The organism is Alkaliphilus oremlandii OhILAs, assembly GCF_000018325.1.
GTDB lineage: Bacteria > Bacillota > Clostridia > Peptostreptococcales > Natronincolaceae > Alkaliphilus_B > Alkaliphilus_B oremlandii.
In genome coordinates, this window is the sequence record NC_009922.1 from 2,515,090 (window position 1) to 2,534,896 (window position 19,807).

The 19,807-nt window shown below is 36.4% G+C and carries 21 protein-coding genes and 1 other annotated feature; of the genes, 4 read left to right on the plus strand and 17 right to left on the minus strand.

Annotated elements, in window-relative coordinates:
- Nucleotides 1-14: 14 nt before the first annotated feature.
- Nucleotides 15-255 (minus strand) — a binding site (T-box leader).
- Nucleotides 256-340: 85 nt separating this feature from the next.
- Nucleotides 341-1,234 carry a LysR family transcriptional regulator gene (locus CLOS_RS12175; protein WP_012160181.1) on the minus strand — a complete coding sequence of 298 codons (894 nt, stop codon included), beginning with the start codon at nucleotides 1,232-1,234 and terminating at the stop codon, nucleotides 341-343.
- 279 nt (nucleotides 1,235-1,513) lie between these two features.
- Between CLOS_RS12175 and CLOS_RS12180 the strand changes: the two genes are divergently transcribed.
- From CLOS_RS12180 to CLOS_RS12195, 4 genes are all read left to right on the plus strand, one after another.
- The gene (locus CLOS_RS12180) at nucleotides 1,514-2,809 is read left to right on the plus strand and encodes an aminotransferase class V-fold PLP-dependent enzyme (RefSeq protein WP_012160182.1); all 1,296 of its coding nucleotides are present in this window, start codon (nucleotides 1,514-1,516) and stop codon (nucleotides 2,807-2,809) included.
- A gap of 17 nt (nucleotides 2,810-2,826) precedes the next feature.
- Nucleotides 2,827-4,047 (plus strand): dicarboxylate/amino acid:cation symporter, encoded by a 1,221-nt coding sequence (locus CLOS_RS12185; protein WP_012160183.1) that lies wholly within the window; start codon nucleotides 2,827-2,829, stop codon nucleotides 4,045-4,047.
- Between the two features lie 207 nt (nucleotides 4,048-4,254).
- Entirely contained in the window at nucleotides 4,255-4,554 is a 300-nt protein-coding gene (locus CLOS_RS12190; protein ID WP_012160184.1) for a hypothetical protein, read from the plus strand.
- Between the two features lie 23 nt (nucleotides 4,555-4,577).
- A complete protein-coding gene (locus tag CLOS_RS12195; protein ID WP_278183762.1) occupies nucleotides 4,578-5,204 on the plus strand; it encodes a polysaccharide deacetylase family protein in 627 nt (208 codons plus the stop codon).
- Nucleotides 5,205-5,366: 162 nt separating this feature from the next.
- Here the strand turns inward: CLOS_RS12195 and CLOS_RS12200 are convergent, their stop codons facing one another.
- From CLOS_RS12200 to CLOS_RS12275, 16 genes are all read right to left on the minus strand, one after another.
- A complete protein-coding gene (locus CLOS_RS12200) occupies nucleotides 5,367-5,621 on the minus strand; it encodes a hypothetical protein (protein WP_012160186.1) in 255 nt (84 codons plus the stop codon).
- A 361-nt stretch (nucleotides 5,622-5,982) separates the two neighbouring features.
- On the minus strand, nucleotides 5,983-6,435 hold the full coding sequence (gene def, locus CLOS_RS12205; protein WP_012160187.1) for a peptide deformylase: 453 nt from the start codon (nucleotides 6,433-6,435) through the stop codon (nucleotides 5,983-5,985).
- Nucleotides 6,436-6,672, minus strand: coding sequence for a helix-turn-helix transcriptional regulator (locus CLOS_RS12210; protein WP_012160188.1), 237 nt, complete (start codon nucleotides 6,670-6,672; stop codon nucleotides 6,436-6,438).
- A 114-nt stretch (nucleotides 6,673-6,786) separates the two neighbouring features.
- The gene (locus CLOS_RS12215; protein ID WP_012160189.1) at nucleotides 6,787-7,392 is read right to left on the minus strand and encodes a VanZ family protein; all 606 of its coding nucleotides are present in this window, start codon (nucleotides 7,390-7,392) and stop codon (nucleotides 6,787-6,789) included.
- On the minus strand, nucleotides 7,376-8,776 hold the full coding sequence (locus tag CLOS_RS12220) for an FtsW/RodA/SpoVE family cell cycle protein (RefSeq protein WP_012160190.1): 1,401 nt from the start codon (nucleotides 8,774-8,776) through the stop codon (nucleotides 7,376-7,378). The genes CLOS_RS12215 and CLOS_RS12220 overlap by 17 nt, the downstream gene beginning before the upstream one ends.
- The gene (locus CLOS_RS12225) at nucleotides 8,760-9,098 is read right to left on the minus strand and encodes a PadR family transcriptional regulator (protein ID WP_012160191.1); all 339 of its coding nucleotides are present in this window, start codon (nucleotides 9,096-9,098) and stop codon (nucleotides 8,760-8,762) included. Before CLOS_RS12225 ends, CLOS_RS12220 begins: the two co-directional genes overlap by 17 nt.
- 118 nt (nucleotides 9,099-9,216) lie before the next feature.
- The gene (locus CLOS_RS12230; protein WP_012160192.1) at nucleotides 9,217-10,494 is read right to left on the minus strand and encodes an MFS transporter; all 1,278 of its coding nucleotides are present in this window, start codon (nucleotides 10,492-10,494) and stop codon (nucleotides 9,217-9,219) included.
- Between the two features lie 192 nt (nucleotides 10,495-10,686).
- Nucleotides 10,687-11,937, minus strand: coding sequence for a MerR family transcriptional regulator (locus CLOS_RS12235; protein WP_012160193.1), 1,251 nt, complete (start codon nucleotides 11,935-11,937; stop codon nucleotides 10,687-10,689).
- Between the two features lie 31 nt (nucleotides 11,938-11,968).
- Nucleotides 11,969-12,334, minus strand: coding sequence for a VOC family protein (locus CLOS_RS12240; protein ID WP_012160194.1), 366 nt, complete (start codon nucleotides 12,332-12,334; stop codon nucleotides 11,969-11,971).
- Nucleotides 12,335-12,361: 27 nt separating this feature from the next.
- Nucleotides 12,362-14,764: an ATP-dependent DNA helicase gene (locus tag CLOS_RS12245; protein WP_012160195.1), complete on the minus strand. Its 2,403-nt coding sequence runs from the start codon at nucleotides 14,762-14,764 to the stop codon at nucleotides 12,362-12,364.
- 11 nt (nucleotides 14,765-14,775) lie between these two features.
- The gene (locus tag CLOS_RS12250) at nucleotides 14,776-15,300 is read right to left on the minus strand and encodes a YcxB family protein (RefSeq protein ID WP_198006292.1); all 525 of its coding nucleotides are present in this window, start codon (nucleotides 15,298-15,300) and stop codon (nucleotides 14,776-14,778) included.
- Between the two features lie 252 nt (nucleotides 15,301-15,552).
- On the minus strand, nucleotides 15,553-15,852 hold the full coding sequence (locus CLOS_RS12255) for an MTH1187 family thiamine-binding protein (RefSeq protein ID WP_012160197.1): 300 nt from the start codon (nucleotides 15,850-15,852) through the stop codon (nucleotides 15,553-15,555).
- A 61-nt stretch (nucleotides 15,853-15,913) separates the two neighbouring features.
- On the minus strand, nucleotides 15,914-16,555 hold the full coding sequence (pcp, locus tag CLOS_RS12260) for a pyroglutamyl-peptidase I (protein WP_012160198.1): 642 nt from the start codon (nucleotides 16,553-16,555) through the stop codon (nucleotides 15,914-15,916).
- Between the two features lie 242 nt (nucleotides 16,556-16,797).
- A complete protein-coding gene (locus tag CLOS_RS12265; protein ID WP_012160199.1) occupies nucleotides 16,798-17,454 on the minus strand; it encodes a 3-oxoacid CoA-transferase subunit B in 657 nt (218 codons plus the stop codon).
- On the minus strand, nucleotides 17,454-18,107 hold the full coding sequence (locus CLOS_RS12270) for a CoA transferase subunit A (RefSeq protein WP_012160200.1): 654 nt from the start codon (nucleotides 18,105-18,107) through the stop codon (nucleotides 17,454-17,456). The genes CLOS_RS12265 and CLOS_RS12270 overlap by 1 nt, the downstream gene beginning before the upstream one ends.
- Nucleotides 18,108-18,297: 190 nt before the next feature.
- A complete protein-coding gene (locus CLOS_RS12275; RefSeq protein WP_242649576.1) occupies nucleotides 18,298-19,692 on the minus strand; it encodes a sigma-54 interaction domain-containing protein in 1,395 nt (464 codons plus the stop codon).
- Nucleotides 19,693-19,807: the final 115 nt, after the last annotated feature.

Here is a 19,807-nt window from a genome sequence, read left to right on the forward strand (position 1 = left end):
TCATCCCTTAAAGATAAAGGGACGAAAGCTATATTCGCGGTACCACCCTAATTGTCATATCAATGACCGGCTCCATATCAGTACAAAATTATACTGTCCACTGAATAACGGTGTGGTGCCGTCTAAATCTACTGGCCTTAGCTTTCGGTTAGAAACTCAGAGATGTTCTTCCACATAGGCTTCATATCGATCTTTCACCGTCATCGACTCGCTAAAATTACGTCCTATACTTACTCTTCTCTTCACAGTCTTTTAATTTTATTCTTCCTATTGTTACAAATATTATAATCTTAAAAAAGTTAATTGTCAAAGGATTTAAAATATATTATGCCCAAATTCTTTAATTAAAATCCACTTTATTTTTGAGTAAATATTCTTCAAGTTGCTTTTCAAAGGATTCAATAGCCGATACCTTTGAAGGCTTTGGAAACCGATGGGTAAGTTTATAGCATGTTCTGTCTGGAGGTCCTTCATCAATTTCAAATCCATAGATCGGATAGTTCTTCTGCAATGACTTAACGATAGAAGAAGGTAGGATTGCCCAATAATTATTTCTTAAATAGTGCATAAGCATGCCAATCGTATCTACCTGTAAAATTGAGTGTATATCGTGTCTACACCATGCACTATGCCACTGTGAAAACTCTGGTCCCCAATCAAATAGAATTTCCATATTGAAATCCAAATCTGATGCATGGAATTTACAATTCTCATCTGGTTTTTTATCCTTTAACTGTGCAAATACTAACTTCTCTCGGAAAATAGATTTTGCAATTACGTTCTGATATTTTCTTTGACTAAGTACAAACCCTACATCTGCCATTCGATTATCCACCTGTTCGAATATTTCAGGTGTTTGGTGGGTAAATACCTTAAGTCGCATGGGGTTCTCTCCAAATAACAGTTGTTCATAAAAAGCCGAAAAAGCATAGTTGTTCAAACTATCAACACTGCTAATAACTAAATTATCGGTATTTTTATTTTGTAATTCGTGAGCCTCATTCCATACTTGGACAAAACGCTCCGCAATGGATATAAACTCCGATCCTTTTGGTGTTATTTCAACTTGCCTATGCCCCCTCCTCCTTTCAATAAGTTTAACCCCGATTTCCGCTTCCAGTGATTTTAATTGAAAACTAATCGTTGATTGAGATAGGTATAGCATCTCAGCAGCACGAGAAATACTTTTAGTGGAAACTACAGCTAAGAATACCTTTGCACTCGAAATATCCACAAAATACCTCCTATAATATTTAATTATTAGATATTATATATCTAAATTATTTGATTTTCAACTATATGTAAGTATGATAAATTTATTTTAACAAAGCAAATCGATTTGTAATTGTTTAAAAAGTCAAAAAATATGAAATTTTAATACTTTATCAAAAGAGCAAGTTTGTTGTGCTAACGAATTTTCATTTTTATAGTGAAAGCTTAGGTTTTACAGATATTGTATCAATGCTTTAAGGGTTATAGTAAAACCATTAATTAAATATGGAGGAATCATATTATGGAAATAACGGATAAAAAAATTTTTTTCGAACCCTCTTTACAATCTGAAATTAAGAATAAATTTTATTATGTAAATGAGGATCATACCGGAAGAAAGCGTCAATTTTTCGAAAACTCTGGAGGATCTCTCCGTTTAAAAGCAGCAGTAGAAGCTAAAAGTACATTTGAAAAAATCCCCGATTGTCCAGAACGTATTCATGATATCGCAGAAATGCTTAAAAATGTTAAGGAAAAAGGCATCCAAGATATTATGGAGGTAATTTTTGGAGCTAAATCTGGTGCTCTGGTTACAGAACTCACAGCTTCACAGGTTATGTTCCAAATTACACGTACAATTATGGAAAATGCCCCTGGAACAAATGTTGTTACGACATCAATAGAACACCCTTCGGCATATGATTCCGCAAAAATGTATGCTCAGCGTACTGGAAAGGAATTTCGTGTTGCAATGGCAAATCCTAAAACCGGCGGCGTGGATACAGAAGAAATTCTTCGGCATATTGATAAAGACACGTGTTTACTCAGTGTAATGAGTGCATCTAATATTTCTGGCTATATTTTTGATCTTGAAGAAATTGTTTTAGAAGCCCGTAAAATTAATCCAGATATTTATATTATTAGTGATGCTGTTCAGCATGTACCTCATGGTGTTATAGATGTAGAAAAATTGAAATTAGATGGGGCTAATTTTGCTCCTTATAAAGCATTTGGAATTAGAGGTTGTGGCTATGGTTATATCTCAGATAGAGTTGCAAAAATGCCACATCACAAGCTGTTAGCAAAACCCGAAAATGAATGGGAATTGGGTACATTCCCCCACTCAAACTTTGCATCTGTTACAGCAGTAGTAGATTATGTATGTTGGTTAGGGAGTCGTTTCAGCGCTAGTAACAATAGAAGAGAATTGTTTGTGGAAGGAATGAATCAAATTCACCTTCAGGAGCATTCTCTACTGATTCATATGATGGAAGGAACCGATGAAGTTCCGGGACTAAGACATATTCCTGGCGTTCAGGTATTCCTAGATTCAGCAGATACAGTTGCCCGTGATTTAATATCTGCTATTGGTATTGATGGATTAGATTATACCCAAGCAGTGAAAGAATATTACAAACGTGGTGTGACAGTCTTCGAACGAGTTGATACAAGCCTTTATTCTAAACGAATCGTAGAATCCCTGAATCTTAAGGGTGCTATTAGAGTATCCCCTCTTCATTGTCATGATACTTCTGATATTGATGATTTTCTTCGTATAACAGCAGAAATAGCAAAAACTTTTCGCCGAGATCAATAAGAAAGGACGCGCTTATTATGAATCAATTAAAAAATATCCCTCTTTGGAAAAAAATCCTTGCTGGTATTATTATAGGCTTGGGAATCGGATTTCTATCTACAGATGTAGCAGTGTTTATCTCCCCCTTAGGGAATGTATTTCTAAGAATGTTAAAAATGCTTATTGTTCCTTTAGTATTTTTTAGTATCACGAGTGGTATATGTAAAATGGGAGATGTTAAACAATTACGTACAGTAGGATCTCGTTATGTTCTATGGATTGTCGTGTCCGCTATTATTTCTGCCGCTGTCGGTGTTGGTGTTGCCCTTATTTTTCAACCGGGACAAGGTACAACAGAATTTTTAACAACGATGGAGGCTGGCAGTGAAGTATCCTATAGTTTTATTGAAAATGTAATTCATTGGTTCCCAACAAATGTTGTAGAATCCGCTGTTAATGCAGATATGCTTCAAATTATTGTTTTCTGTATGTTTCTTGGCATTGCTCTTCTTACTCTTGGGGAAAAGGTTCATGGTTTGGTAAAGCTGATTGACCAAGGCAGCGAAGCCATGCTGAAAATAACAGAGTTTATTATGGAGTTTTCTCCGATCGGTATTATGTCTCTCATGGCCACAATGGTCTCTACTGTCAGTGGCGCAATGATGAAAGAAATCATGATTTTTTTAGTGCTTGATATCCTATCTGCGGCTATAATATTGATTATTATTTATCCACTGATTATAAAGTTTATTGCTAAAATCAATCCATTTAAATTTATGCAAAAAATTGCTCCAGCTATGTTAGTTGCTATTTCTACCACCTCTTCGGCAGCAACGTTGCCTGTCTCAATGAAAACAGCGGATGAAGAACTAGGAATTCCTGAAAATGTTTATGGATTTGCCCTGCCACTTGGCAACACCTGTGGTATGAGTGGATTTGCATTATTTGTTGGAATGTGCTGTATTTTTGCTTCAAATTTATATGGCTTTGACATTACCTTTGGAGGAGTTCTACAGTTCATTTTCTTAGGTATGGTTCTTTCCATTGGAGCAGCAGGGGTAAAAGGTGCAGGGGTCGTTATGTCCACCGTTTTGCTCGAAACTTTAGGTATGCCACTTACACTAATTCCGATTCTCGCCGCTGTTTGGCCTGTAATTGATCCTGCTCACACAGTCCTCAATAATGTGGGCGACTTATGCGGAACTACTATTGTAGCAAAACGCCTAGGTCTTATGGATATGAAGGTTTTCGATAAGTAGTATCAGCGCCTTTGATCTAATATTTCTTGTATGCTCCACTCATAATAAACAGTTCAATTCCAAAGCTGTTTGCTATAGAGTGGAGCATATTTTTATGTCACTGCTTCAAACGCATGTCGTTCAAAATTATGGGAGTAGCTTGTCATAGATTTACCACTCTATGAATAAAGTATATTATGCCACGACCATAGACTAGGAGGATATATCATGCTCAATGAAAGCTCTATTTTAAAGGATAAGAATTACTTAATGTTGGGATTATTCATCTGCATCATTCTCATATTTCAAAATTTTTACTTCAATGAATTAATGGCTCAAAATCAAGAACTGATTCATTTAAATAAAGAAGTTCTCTCCAGTCATAAGGACCTCATAGAGAATCAGTTGAAGTATACCGAGGATGTCCATTATATGAGAATTACTGCACAAAATCTTGAAGAACAAAATAATGAGCTAATGAATAAAGCAGAAAGACTGAACGAGCTTTTTTTCGTCCAAATGTACTAAAGACAACGATAGATTCTGAGAAAATTGTATATTTAACCTTTGATGATGGTCCCAGTATAAATACGGTGAAAGTGCTGGATATTTTAAAGGAATATGATATTAAGGCGACCTTTTTTGTCATTGGAAAGTCTGGAGATTATGAAAAAAGCCTCTATCAACGAATCGTAGATGAAGGTCACACTTTGGGAAACCATACGTATTCTCACAATTATAAAGAAATCTATTCCTCCGAAGAAAATTTTTTAAGGGATTTTAAGAAACTTGAAGACTACATTCATCAGCTGACAGGAGTCAAAATGGAGATTATGCGATTTCCAGGAGGCTCTAACAACACAATGTCTCACAAGTATTCCGATGATAAATTTATGAGACGTATTACAACGAAAATCCTTTACGATGGTTATCAATATTTCGACTGGAACGTAGATTCCAAGGATGCCAAAGCCGTCAAGCAAGATCGAAATATCATTATCAATACCGTGCTGGAAGGCGCACGTAACAACAATCCTGCCATCATTCTATTCCATGACAGTTCTCCCAAAACAAGCACTGTGGAGGCATTGCCTTTCATCATTGAAGAGCTTATTAAAGAAGGCTATACCTTCAAGGCTCTGAATAAAGATTCATTTTACGTTCAGTTTAAAAAATAAAATTTGTTCGCTATGGTTCGCAAACTTTATGGTGTACTCAACGCTAGGTAAAGCTTATAGTTTCAAGTACTTAAAATAATAAAAGCAGGCCGTTTCGGTCTGCTTCATCAGATAAAAATACTCAATCGATATCCCTTCTAGACAAATCTACAAATCTTCTAATTACTTTTCTTCTCTTTGTAATTGTAAATATGTTTTATAAAACAAATCCTTCAGAACCAACATAGCGTCTTCACGGGAATAATTGTAAGCTTTCACCATATCTTTTATCATCTTGGCAAATATTTCATAGTATTCACTACAGCTGACAACATTCTCATATTCAGCAAGAACAGGATATAGTTTGGTCCAGTCTAGTGTGTAGGCACCTTCATCAGACCTAGATACACTTACCAAAGCTGGTTCATCTTCCTTCAATAAATAATCGCAAGTTACATTTAATATGCCTGCTAATTTTGCTATTATTTAAGACTTCAAATCCATAGTCCTCTAACCTCTTTAAAAGCTCTACTTTGCCTTCATCCGTTAGATTTACCATTTTAGATGTATCTATGGCAATATATTAAAGGTAACTAACTGAGATGCTTCTGCCTGTAAGGGAATTATAGGGAGTTCAGCTATAGTTCCTCCTCGTATTCCCTGCCCTACCATAGCTTAATTTTATGTAGGAATCTCGCTCATTCAAATATCTAATTTTACCAATATTTTTCCATAATAAAAGCTTCTAAAGAAGCTTTTATTGAAACTCATCTATACTATAATTTCTTAATGTGTCCTTTTATTTTACATACTCCGTCACTAGATCCGTAAAGAGTATCCCATTTAAATGGTCAATTTCATGACAAAAACACTTCGCTAGATTTCCCGTAGCTGTTATTGTAATCTCTTCTCCATATTCATTCAATGCTTCTACGATGACTTTTGCAGGTCTTGCCAGCTTGCCAAATTGATTCGGGATACTTAAACATCCTTCGATCACCGTTTGCGTTCCTTCTTCCTTAACAATCCTTGGATTCACTAATTTCATAAGACCCTGCCCCATATCGATTACAACCAATCGCTTTAATATACCAATCTGAGGGCCTGCTAATCCACCACCATTTTCTGTATGATACATGGTTTCAGCCATATCCTCTAGTATCTGTCTGATTTTATCATCTACCACTTCAACTTTTTTACTTTTTTTTCTTAATATAGGATCTTCCATCAATCTGATTTCTCTCAATGCCATCTAAACTACACCTCTACTTTGTTGAGCTCTTGATTTTCGTTCACTTTCCTCAAATAGAAAAATATCCTCAATAGAGCATTCAAATACTTTTGAAATATCATAAGCCAGCCATATGGAGGGCTCAAACTTCTCTGTTTCAATAGAATTAATTGCCTGCCTCGATACGCCAACCAATGCTCCTAGCTGTTCTTGAGTTAATTCGAAGGATTCTCTCAATGCTTTCAATCGATTCTTCATAAATATTCACCTCTGTAATGTTGACCTTACATTTTAAACATAACAAAATTAGATATAAATGTCAACTTGACCTTACATAAAACTTAGATCCTATGGGTTATTTTCCTTCTCTGTTTAAAGTTCGCTTTCCCCTTTAAATTTGGATGTAGACTTAGGAAATAGCCTTTTAAAAATCATATATCCTATATATCCGATGAGTCCTCCTAAGGTATTCATTATCAAATCGTCCACATCCGTCGCTCTCGGTAATATGAGCTGTACTGTCTCTATACAAACTGAAATTGAAAAACAAAGAAGTACAGTTTTTATATTTTCAAGCTTCGTCCATAGCAGAGGTAGCATAAAACCAATCACTGAAAATACACCAATATTACCTAAAACCTCTATCCATAAATAATTAAAATTTCCCAATCGAACAAGAGATAGGACTTCTTTTATTTTATTGAATGGTATTGTATTGATCCGATTATAATCAAAGCCGATCCGCCCAACGATCTCAATGCTATTTCTACCCAATTCAAACTTTGGAATAATCGTTTGAGATGCCAGCCCTACAAGATACAGAATAAAAATAATCACACCGATTTCATGTACAATGTTGAGCTTCTTCCCCTCTTTTATTATAGGCAACTTTATAGATATTCTTACTGCTATTAAAATAGGTAACATTGCAATCATATAGGGCACCATGTTCAACACATATCTAATGATCGACTCCATATTGATAGCCTTCCTTCCTTATGAGCAAATCTTTTCTGCGGTACACGCTGAGCAGCAGCCCTACTAAAGCCATGTTTACAACAAAGTTACTGCCACCGTAGGAAATGAACGGTAGCGAAAAACTTGTGATCGGAAACATCCCCATGTTCATTAAAATATTTGCTACTGCTTGTAAAGAAAATATGGTTACGATCGCACTCGCTAGATACCGACCATATGGATGATTGATCTTCCGAGTTGCTAGAAACATGCGAACAATAGCCAGTACGATTACCATGATGGTTATGATACCTGCAATCCAACCAAAGGCAGAAACAATGTAGGTAAAGATGAAATCTGTATTTGCTTCTGGTAATGCGATTCTAGGAGTGTTTCCTTGCATTAAATACAGTTGATCGTTTGCACCAAATAACTTAGCATTTGAAAGAAGCTTTTTTAAAAGTGCATCTACATATCCTGCTCCTAATGGATCTAATTGAGGATTTAAAAATACAGCCACTCGATCGGCTCTGTAATGAATTCCTATATTCCGATAAACCCAGATCAGCACTGCACATACAATGGTTATTCCACCGCCGTATATTGAAAGCAAATATCCTTTTTTACTGCCATTAAATTCTTTATCTAAAATAGCCTTTGTAATCATCACTAAAAATCCTGCACTCAGTAGCATAGCTCTTGCAAGAGATAGATACACCATAAGAATACAAGCCATAGCTGCCAATGCCAATAGTTTTATCATATTCTTTATATCTCCAGTGGCCCACTTATTTACAATACCTGAAAAAGATACGATGAAAATCAACACGATCATATCGATTGTGGAGAAAGCAAATCTGCCCAATCGAATATAAGGTCCATATACCGAAGTTCCCCAAAATGTCCCTGTGAATACACCAAGTACAAAACCTTCATAGATCCCTAAACAAACAATAGTCCCTATAAAAATGTACATAGAATACTTTTCTAGCTTCGTATAGTCGAAAAAGAAACAGCCGATCAAGGCAACGAAGCCCATCACTGTATAAATTAAATAATTTACAAGGAATCCTTCAAAGCTAGAGAATGCTGCGTCATTTGCAAGGGCAAATAAAGTAATTCCCCCGATTGAAACCATAGCGCCAATCAGTACTAAGATGGACCATTCCGTCTTAGGTCGATGGGTTTTATTGAGTTCCTTCCCTATTTCAGCAGGGTCCCCCATTTGCACAATGGCTCTTTGTATTGCTTGCTCTTCTTCCATTCCATTTTCAATATACTGATCCGCTATCTCATCAATATGTCCTTGGATTTCTTCAGAAATATTTTTATGAACACCGTGATATTTTATTTCTTTGCATACTTCATTTAAGAAACTTACAATATATTTATTCAAAACAAGCACCGCCAATCACTTTGTTTACAGTATTGCTATAAATCTGCCATTCCTTTTTCTTATGGGCCAACATTTTTTGACCTTTATCTGTAATATGGTAATATTTTCGTTTTCGAGCAGTGCCGCTTTCATCCCAATAAGACTCTACCATTCCTTCACTCTCTAAGGTATGTAAAATGGGATACATGGTTCCCTCTTTTAAAGTAAAGGTGTCGTCCGAACGCATTTCCAATTCTTTTACCATTTGATATCCATACATGTCTTCGATACTGAGTAAATTCAATATAAGTAGCGTCGTACTCCCTTTCATCAAATCCTTGTCAATTTTCATAGAATACCTCCTTCATCTATACATCGATTATCTATGTATAGGTTATATGGATTTTATCCCTTTGTCAAGATGCCAATAAAAAAAGTTGCTCTTTATAAGCAACCTTCTCATCCCTCTTTTATAACAGCTTTTTCAATTCTTCATCCCTAACAAATAAAATTAATCTGATGATTAAGATTCCCCCTGCACTTATAGGAAGGATCCATGTGGGAATATAATCGATGAAAGCACCTGCTATCAGTAGCCCCAATGGTGCGATACCAATTGCCATGGTTCCAATTAGACTAAATACTCTCCCTCGCACCTCATCTGGCACAAGCTTTTGAAAAACAACCATGATCGGGATATCTATAAAAGCTACAAGCAAGCCGCCTACTCCCATAATCAACATGTAATATATAAAGTATTGATTGGCTGAATATTGATTCAACATGGGCATTACAGGAAGTGCTATTGCCATCAATATTCCGATAAATATTCCTAAAAATATGGCTGTTTGTTTAAATATCTTATCCCGTTGGGGTAAAAATGATAATAGGATGGAGCCTAGTAAGATTCCTACAGGCCAAGCACCCTTTACCGTCCCGTATTGTATCGATGTCAACTGTAATGTATTCGTTAAAATATAGGGCAATGGCACTGTAATTGAAAGCTGCATTGCAAAATTAATGATTAAAGAAAAAGACATGATACTGAATAAGACCTTATTGCTTCTAAAAAATTCTATCCCTTCTTTTAATTCCTGTATTACAGTAAGGTTTTCCTTTTCTTTGCTTTCATCGACGATCTTGTTATACTCAAAATTAATAAAAATTTCTGATATGCCAGATAAGATAAAGCAAATCCCGTTGAGCAATAGGAACCATTGTATATTCAAAATTCCATAGACCAATCCTCCTAGGGAGGGGCCACTAATCGCCGCTATGGAGTTGATACTTTGAGATAATGAATTAATTCTGGTTAAATTCTTACTATGGACCAAGTTTGGTTTGCTGGCTTCCATAGCTACATCAAAGAACACATTGGCCGTCGATAGTAAAAAAGAAAAAATATAAATATAGTGAAGCTTGATTCCATTCAATTTACTTATCATAAAAAATAGCACCATCAGTACACCACATAAAAAATCCATGCCCACAGCAATTTTTTTACGATCAAATCGGTCGGCTACTACCCCTGCAACTGGACCGATGATTACTCTAGGCAACATACTAAAAATAATACTGCTGGCAAAGGAAAGCCCTGAATTTGTTTTTTCTAATACATATAGACCTATGGCAAAGCTATAAATTTGCGTTCCAAAAAGTGAAACAAATTTCCCTGCAACAAACAAAATCAAATTCATCCTGTCTGAAGTTGCTGATTTTTCTGCAACTGTATTCTGCCGAACCTCCATATCATTCCCTCCAATTAAAATAAAATATTGAAATTGTATTTTTGAATGTTCTAATTTCCTCTATTCTCGTTTACAATGTCTTATTTATATCTTAATGTACGGTCTATACGCAAGTTCAATATAAATTTTCATATTTTTTGAACCATCAAAAATAGGAACATGGTGTATACACCATATTCCTATTCAAATTTTCTATTTGGTACCACAGTAAACCAGTGTCGATAGCTCATGTCCCTTAATCATTCCTTCATACTTCGAATTGATGGCAATTGCACCAATATCCTTCATTTCTATATGATTGAATCCTAAATTTAGAATCTCATTTTTATATGATTTTCCCTCAAAGTATCTTCTTGAAGTAGAAGGTACAGATTTTAATAATTTAGATCCGGATTTTACATAATAAGAACATCCTATCAAATTTCCACCCTTCTTTATCTTAGGAATTACGATCGAATCTAAAATTTGTTCATTTCTAAAATTATAAGTCAAAGAAGTCAAGTAATTTACAATATAATCCATACTTTCATTCCGAATTGGTAATTTCATAAAATCAGCACAAATATAGATGAATTTACAATCTGGGGAATGCTGTTCTAGATAATCTTTGATGTATTGAATCCTACCCACATCATTATCCGTCACAATATAGATACTGTTTGGAGTGAGATAGGATAAGAACTGTTTGATAAAAAATCCAGACCCAGTTCCAAGCTCTAATACGATCTTATGATTCAAATTCTCTAAATCTATGTGACTTATAATAGCGTCGATAGATTTATAGATGTGATTAATTAAAGATGTCTCCGTTCCATCCATGTATTCACCTAAAGTAGCGGCTGGTTTTACATTGGGGTCAACAGGTCCTTTTTGAATATTCTTCTCATCTTCAGAATCTAAGGATATATAAATTCCATTCTCTACATTCCCGCCATAGCCGCAGCTACATTTAAAAGTCCCTTCCATTACCATATTGCTGGTAATCTTTCCGTCCTCCAGTTCTAACGGCGTCTGGCATTTGGGACAATTCAGATACGGCATAAACGATATATGAATTCCTGTTTTTCCTATTTTTCCTTCTACAACCTCGTCAATACAATCAATTTCTTGAATTTTATTATTTAATATCTCCAGAGCATTTTTAATACTACGTTCCTCTTCAGCTAAGGTGTTTTTCTTATGCCATAGGATCGCTCGGATATATTTTTGATCTTCCTTCGTTCTCAATTGAGATAATCGTGAATAGCCTATAATTTTTTGAATTTCAGATAATGTAAATTTTAGCGCCTTTAAATCGAGAATTTCCTTTAAATTCATTTCTTCCTTCTCCCCAAAGAAATAATGCCCCCCCTTCTTCTCTGGCAGAAGAAGTTCTATATCCATGTAATGGCGAATGGTATCAATGGTAAGATCATATTTCTTTGCAAATTCCCCTATTCTCATAAAATACTTCCTCCCAAGACTTTCAATCACTCTATTTTTGCTCTACAAATTCCAGCCGCTCACCGTCGGGACCTTCAAAGAAAATAACCCGCATACGTTCTGTTACTTGAATGATACCTCCTATTATCTGAACCCCTAGATTTTTCAATCTTTCAATCTCACGCTCTAAATTCTCTACAGCAAAAGCAATATGATCCACGGGCCCTGCACTTCTTTTTTCGTTATCTTCAAATTTATGGATTAACTCAATAACACTATTTCCTGCCTTTAAAAATACAATCTTTCTGATTTCATTTTCTAGGCTTCCTGTAACTGTACATTCCAATACCTTACAATAAAATTCCGTGGAAACCTGCATATTCTTAACCCTTACGCCTACATGGCTCATAGGATACATTCTTTCACCCTCCAATTAGTTCTCTCTTCAAATTTCTTCCCTTTGATCTGTATTATCACTTGAATTATGCCAAAACTCTTTTAGGTAGGTTTCGATTTGCTTTTTATCCTTCACTTTCCTAAAATGCTTCCACTCTGGTGGAAATAAAGCTTGATAGCCATAGGAAGTAAATCTGTCATCTACAAGACAAACAATGCCTCGGTCCGTTTCCGTCCGTATAACTCGCCCTGCACCTTGTAATACCTTATTCATGCCAGGAAACATGTAAGCATATTCGTAGCCCTTATTATTTTTCTGATTAAAGTATTCCATGATCAGGTTTACCTCCAAAGAAAGCTGTGGAAGTCCTACACCAATAATAATTACACCAATTAATCGTTCTCCTACTAAATCGACTCCTTCGGAAAATATGCCCCCTAAAACACCAAAAGCAATAGATGTACGCTCCGGTTGATCTTCAAATTTATTTAAAAATTCTTCCCGCTCTTCTTCTGTCATGGTCTGTTGCTGCTGTAATACATTGATATGAGGATATTCTTCTACAAATACATCCAATACCCTTCTCATATATTGATAGGAGGGGAAAAAAACAAAATAATTTCCCGTTTTACCTTCGGATACCTTGGCAATCACATCTGCTATATGTATATAACTGCGATCTCGGTTCCTATATTTCGTAGAGATATAGTCCGCTACCATCAATCCTAGGTTTTCGGATTCAAAGGGCGAGCCTAATCGGATGGCATAATCCTCTTCTGCGCCACCTAAAATCTCCTTAAAATAAGGTAGCGGCGTTAAGGTTGCAGAAAAGAAAATCGCTGTTCTTCCTCTTTTAATTGCCTCCCCCAATAAATAGGATGGATCTAGGCAGAAAATCTTGAAAAATACATCACCTTGTCTTTTTTCTATATAGGTTCTATATCTTTCATCGTAAAATTCCGCAATTTTTAAAAAAGCAAACGCATTAAAATACAGCTCTAATAGATCTTTGTTCTCATCCATTTGATAGCCTTCTTTAAAAAGTTCATCAGTCTCTCTAACGAAACTAGCCAATAAATGATAAATCTCTGTGTTCTCTTCCTTCTGTATATAAAAAGAGTGCTCTCCACACTTCTTTCTCGCCTCAATCATAAAAGCATTTAACTTGTCCAAGGTCTTGTATACTTTTTGGCTCTGATGCTTCATCACTCTTTTTTGCTCTAAAAATATCTTCTTGTTGATTTCTGCTGAAAACATCCCTCTGGATCGATCCACTAAGTTGTGGGCCTCATCAATTAAAAAGGTATAGTCCCCCTTTTCATCTGCAAAGAATCTTTTTAAGTATACCCTAGGGTCAAAAACATAGTTATAATCACAGATAACGCCATCTGCCCATATTGCAATATCTAACGAAAACTCAAAGGGACAGATTTGGTGCCTTTGGGCATAAAATTCTATAATTTCCCTGGTAAAAGAGTCCTCATTCTGAAATAGATCCGCTAATCCACTTTTAACTCTGTCAAAATGTCCTTTTGCAAAACTGCACTCCTCTGGATTGCACTGTTTTCCTTTTTCAAAGCATATTTTATCCTTCGCAGTTAAAGTAACGGTTTTAAATCTTAGCCCCATGGATTTCATTCTGCTAAAAGCTTCTTCTGCAACCTGCCGCGTTATGGTTTTTGCTGTTAAATAGAATACCTTGGAGGTAATCCCTTCCCCTATTGCCTTCACTGTGGGAAATAAAGTGGAGATGGTCTTTCCGATCCCCGTCGGTGCTTGGGCAAAAAGCTTCTTTTCCTCCTTAATGGTTCGATACACTGCCACTGCCAATTCCCTCTGCCCTTTACGATAATTGGAAAAGGGAAATTGTAATTCTTTAATACTGATATTACGTGCTCGTTTCCAATGCTCCAAGGTGTCCACCCAGTTGTAATAGGCCTCTATCAGTTCATTGAAAAAGCGTTCTAGCTCTTCAAAGGTCCATGTTTTTCGGAATTTTTTTATTTCTTCCGTATCTAGATGGTAATAAGTCAGTTGAATGTCTATATTTTGAAGTTGATGCTCTCTAGCGTAAATATATCCATAGCATTTTGCCTGTCCCCAGTGCGTTAGATTCCGATTTTCTTCTAAAAGGTCCAAAGGCAGGGTGGTGGACTTTATTTCATCGATGATGATCCGATCTTCTTCAATTAATATGCCATCGGCCCTACCTTGTACTGTCATCTGATATTTTTTATATGGAAAGCAATACTTCAGTGAAACCTCTGGGGTATATCCTTCTTTATAGGACCTTTGTACCTTTTGATGAGCTCGAGTACCCTCTAACGCTCTGCTGCTTCCTGTAAATCGGCTGTCTAAATCCCCAGACATCAGCACAAACTCTACGAGGCTGCGAATGGATATGACAACTTCCTTATATTCTTCCAATGAAATCAACTCTTTCCGTTCCACACTATACTTCTCTATCCCTTCAGTTGTTCCAGAAGAGATGTCTTCGTTTCCTCATCTAAAAATCTCGTTGGTATAATTTCAGCAGAAAAAGCACTTAAATAGATTAAGACCATGTCCTCATGGACCTTAATATCCTTAATACTGTTCTTAGATACTGTTTCTGTTCCAATGCCATCTGAAACTTCAAAATGATCTTCGTAGATGACCATGGTCTTTTTCCCAAATACAGAAGAATTATCTCCTTCATCCAATAGTTTTTTCGTCTGCTTTTCTACTAACCGTATATACATCTTTGGATATCGGAGGATCCATATTACAATAAATAGGATTGCAATTACAATCCAATACTCCTTCGGTTGTTTAAATAGGACGGTCCCTATGGCGTATACCGGTACTGAGAATATTATCGGGATCAAATACCGTAATAGATTATAGTTTTTCTTCTGTGACGGGGAATTTTCAAGATGATGCAAATTAAACTGAATATAGTCTTCCTCTGTGATTTGATATTGAATTTTTATGGGAATCTCCTCCAATCTTATCAAGCTTTTGCCATAAACCGATACTATACAAGAATTATATCATAATTCAATAAAGAGTTGCATATCACTCCTTCCAGTCGCATAAATTGGGTTATTTCGCAGTCTCGCAACTCAAATTTATTCACTCCCTCTGGTCGTGCAAATTTGGTGCTCGTTGCGTTTGACCTACCAACAATTTATCGCTCCTTCCAGTCGCATAAATTGGGTTAGGTCATAAAAAGCTCCTGAACTATCAGGAGCCTCTCGCTATAATTTACTTTTAACAGATGCCAATTTACCTTCTATGGTTGTTTCCTTATCTCTTCTATCGTCAATTTTCATGCTGGTGGAAACCCTCATGGCGCCTTCGCTAAACGGAACGTGATGAAGCTTTTTAGCCACCTCAAATAATCGATCGATCTCTCCTTCGATAATGGTAGACATAGGGGTTAGCTGATACTGAATTCCCTCTTCCTTTGCTAATACCTTATGACAAGCGGCTACATACTTACTAACACTGGTATCTCCCGTACCTAATGGTGCTACAGTAATCTCTAAAAGTGCCATCTTATACCTCCTATCTAATTTTTACATTTTTCTATATGATTATATCATAATTAAAATAGACCTAACAAATGGCGCCTCCCTGCACTTTGATATCCCGTTTATTTTCAATGGCTGCATGGATGGCGACCGTAAGTCCTCTTACGATATCCTGTATATTCATACTTGGCGTGTTGGCCTTTCCTACTACCTGTTCAACTAAGTATGGAATGTGTATAAACCCTACCTTCATATCTGGTTGATACTGACTTGCATAGTGCAAGGCAGCATACATCAGATGATTGCACACAAAGGTGCCTGCTGTATTGGATATAGATGCAGGGATATTTGCCGCTTGCATGGCCTGTACCATCGCTTTGATTGGAAGATCTGAGAAATATGCAGGTGCACCATCTTCAAAAATAGGAGAATCTATGGGTAAATTGCCTTCATTATCCTCAATTCTCGCATCATCTACGTTGATGGCTACTCTTTCTACGGTGATATCGTATCGTCCTCCTGCTTGACCGATGCAAATCACCATATCTGGACTCTCTTTTTTTATAGCTCTAAATAACACATCGATACTTTTTCTAAATACGGTAGGAATTTGAATCGTAATAATTTCTGCACCATTGATCTGTTGAGGTAATAACTTAATCGCCTCCGTGGCAGGATTTATATGCGCTCCCCCAAACGGATCAAAACCTGTAACGAGTATTTTCACAGATAAACTCTCCTCCTTTTCATAGAACCTTTATCTCTATGATCTGTATATTCCATTATATTTTCAATACGTCTTTAGAATCTCCTTTAAATTTTAGTCTGAAAAGTTATCCAAGCATATCTCTAGATTAGAGCATACTCGATTAAAAAATAAAAATAACCCTCCACCTATTTATAAACATTCCAATGTCAATATTTTTGACAAGATTTATAAATATATAGAGGGTTCTTTATTGTATAGTTCTATTCCATGCTTTTTAAATCTGCTGGGATAATTAAATCTGCTTCCGTAGCTGCCTTCACTTCATCCAATGTAAACGCTGGGTTGATTTCTTTTAGAACCAATCCTTCCTTGATAACCTCCATAACTCCCATCTCTGTAACAATTAGGTCTACTTGCGCCGCAGCGGTTAATGGTAGGGTACATTTTTTTAATATCTTTGCGCTACCTTTTGCTGTATGCTCCATTGCTACGATAACCTTCTTTGCACCTACTACTAGATCCATTGCACCGCCCATGCCCGGAACCATTTTACCAGGGATCATCCAGTTTGCTAGGTTTCCTTCTTGGTCTACTTGAAGCGCACCCAATACGGTTGCATCCACATGTCCACCTCGAATGATGGCAAAAGACATAGCACTATCAAAGAATACGCCGCCCTCCTTAATGGTTACAGGCTGACCTCCCGCATTTACGATATAAGGATTTTCTTTTCCAGCTTCTGGTGCAGGGCCCAGACCAACAAAACCATTTTCAGACTGTAGTATAATATCTACATCCTTCTCAATATAGTTGACTACCATGGTCGGTAATCCGATTCCTAAATTTACGACATCGCCATCCTTTAGTTCCTTGGCAACTCTTCTTGCGATAAATTCCTTTGGATTATTCATACTCATTACTTTCCACCTCCAACAATGTAATCTATAAATATGCCAGGGGTTACTACATCTTGAGGAGCGATGCTCCCAACTTCCACAATCTCTTCTGCTTCGATAATAACAGTATCCGCTGCCATAGCCATTAGTGTATTAAAGTTTCTAGAAGCACCTTCAAAATAAATATTTCCTTTTTTATCAACCTTATTTCCGAAAATAAGTGCTACATCAGCTCTTAGAGGCAACTCTAACAGGTATGTTTTACCGCCAACTTCTATTTTTTGCTTCCCTTCTTCAACCAGTGTGCCAACTCCTGTCGGTGTTAAAATTCCACCAAGACCCGCTCCACCTGCTCGAACCTGCTCTGCTAATGTTCCTTGAGGAACCAATACAACCTCTGTCTCTTTTTCGTTCATCTGTCTACCAGTTTCTTTGTTTGTTCCAATATGAGAGACGATCACCTTTTTAAACTGCTTTGTCACAATCATTTTACCAACGCCAGCATCTACAAATGCAGTATCATTACAAATTAAGGTTAAGTCTTTTACACCTTTTTCTACCAATGCATCGATGATTTTATGAGGACTTCCAGAGCCTAAAAAACCACCCACCATAACAGTCATACCATCTTGAACATGACTTATGGCTTCTTCCATATTTACAATTTTAGGCATAATGCCACCTCCATATTTTATATCATATTATTTTTTCATACGCTATACCATTATATTAAGCAATTATTGTGCCAAACGATACGATCGTGGATTTTTCACTGTATCAACACCCTAGTCATCCATGTCCCATAGGATATCTGTATAAAAAAATCTACAACTTCTTAATCATTGTAGACTTTTTTATACATTTTTAAATATCAATATCATAGATTTCTATTTTTTTATATAAAGCCGTTCTATGAATCCCTAATAATTTAGCAGCCATAGATTTATTTCCTTTACTTTCTTCAATGGCTCTTTTAATGGCTTCCTTTTCCACCCTAGCAATAATATCCTTTAGCAGTAGGGAATCTTCTTCTTCAAATGCATTATGAACGGCCTTCTTGCTTAAGTAATCCGGCAGATGCTCCACTTGGATGGTATTTTCCTTACATAATATAAAGGACCGCTCCAGCACATTTCGAAGCTCTCTTATATTCCCTGGCCAATGATGGTTTCTCAGCACATGAATCGTATCATTTGAAAGCTTTTTGTTCGGTAGCGCAATGCTATCCGCTAGCTGCTTTAAAATATGTTCCGCCAGTAAAGGAATATCATCAATTCGGTCTCTTAAGGGTGGAATTTCTATCTGTATTACATTCAACCTATAGTATAAATCCTGTCGAAACTTTCCTTCCTCCACGGCTTTTTCTAGATTTTCATTGGTAGAGGCAATTAATCGAATGTCAATTTCAATTCTCGCATTGCCACCGACCCGCTCTAATTCTCTGCCTTCCAGTACTCTTAATAGCTTTGCCTGCATTTCCATGGGCATAGAGCCGATCTCATCCAGTAGGATGGTTCCGCCATTGGCCAATTCAAATTTACCGATTTTACCTTCCTTTTTAGCCCCAGTAAAAGCCCCCGGCTCGTATCCAAACAGCTCTGATTCTAACAGTTCATTGGGAATCGCTGCACAGTTAATCGTAACGAAGGGGCCGTGTTTTCTGAAGCTTGCCTTATGCACGCCATGGGCAAATAATTCCTTCCCTGTACCACTTTCTCCTTGAATTAAAATCGTCGCATTGCTCTCCGCAGCCATTTTGGCGATCTCTTTTAAATAGATCATTCGATTGTTCTGTGTAATAATATTATCAAAGGAAAATTTCGTTTTATGAAGCCTTTTAATCGCTCCTTTATATTTGTGAACTGTATCCTCTAACGCTTCCAGCTTTTGCACCAGGGATTTTAGTTCCTTCACATCCTTAAAAAGCACAGTACCTGCCGCTCCAATAATATTACCGTCCTTTATGATGGGTACTCTACTGGTGATCATATCTCTACCCTGTATTGTTTGTATTTCAAACAGCTCTTTTTCCCCTGTTTTTGCTACAATATGAAGTCGGGTATTTTCTATGATATCTTGAACATATTGGTCCAGAACATCGGATTCCTTTATTCCCATCAGCTTTTCATAATTCCACTTGACGATTTTTCCTTCTGTATCCACAATCGCCATGCCATAATAAGCAGTATCTAATAAGTCTTCCAGCATTTCCATACTCTGTTTTAGACTTTTCAGCTCCTCATTTACATTTTTTCTCAAAAAAATACCCCCCTCGCTATAATGCTCTTTAGTATATATTATCACGAAATATGTTAAAAAACTAATATTTAGAAAAATAGGAATCCATATTATTCTTTTCATATTCCCTTGATTT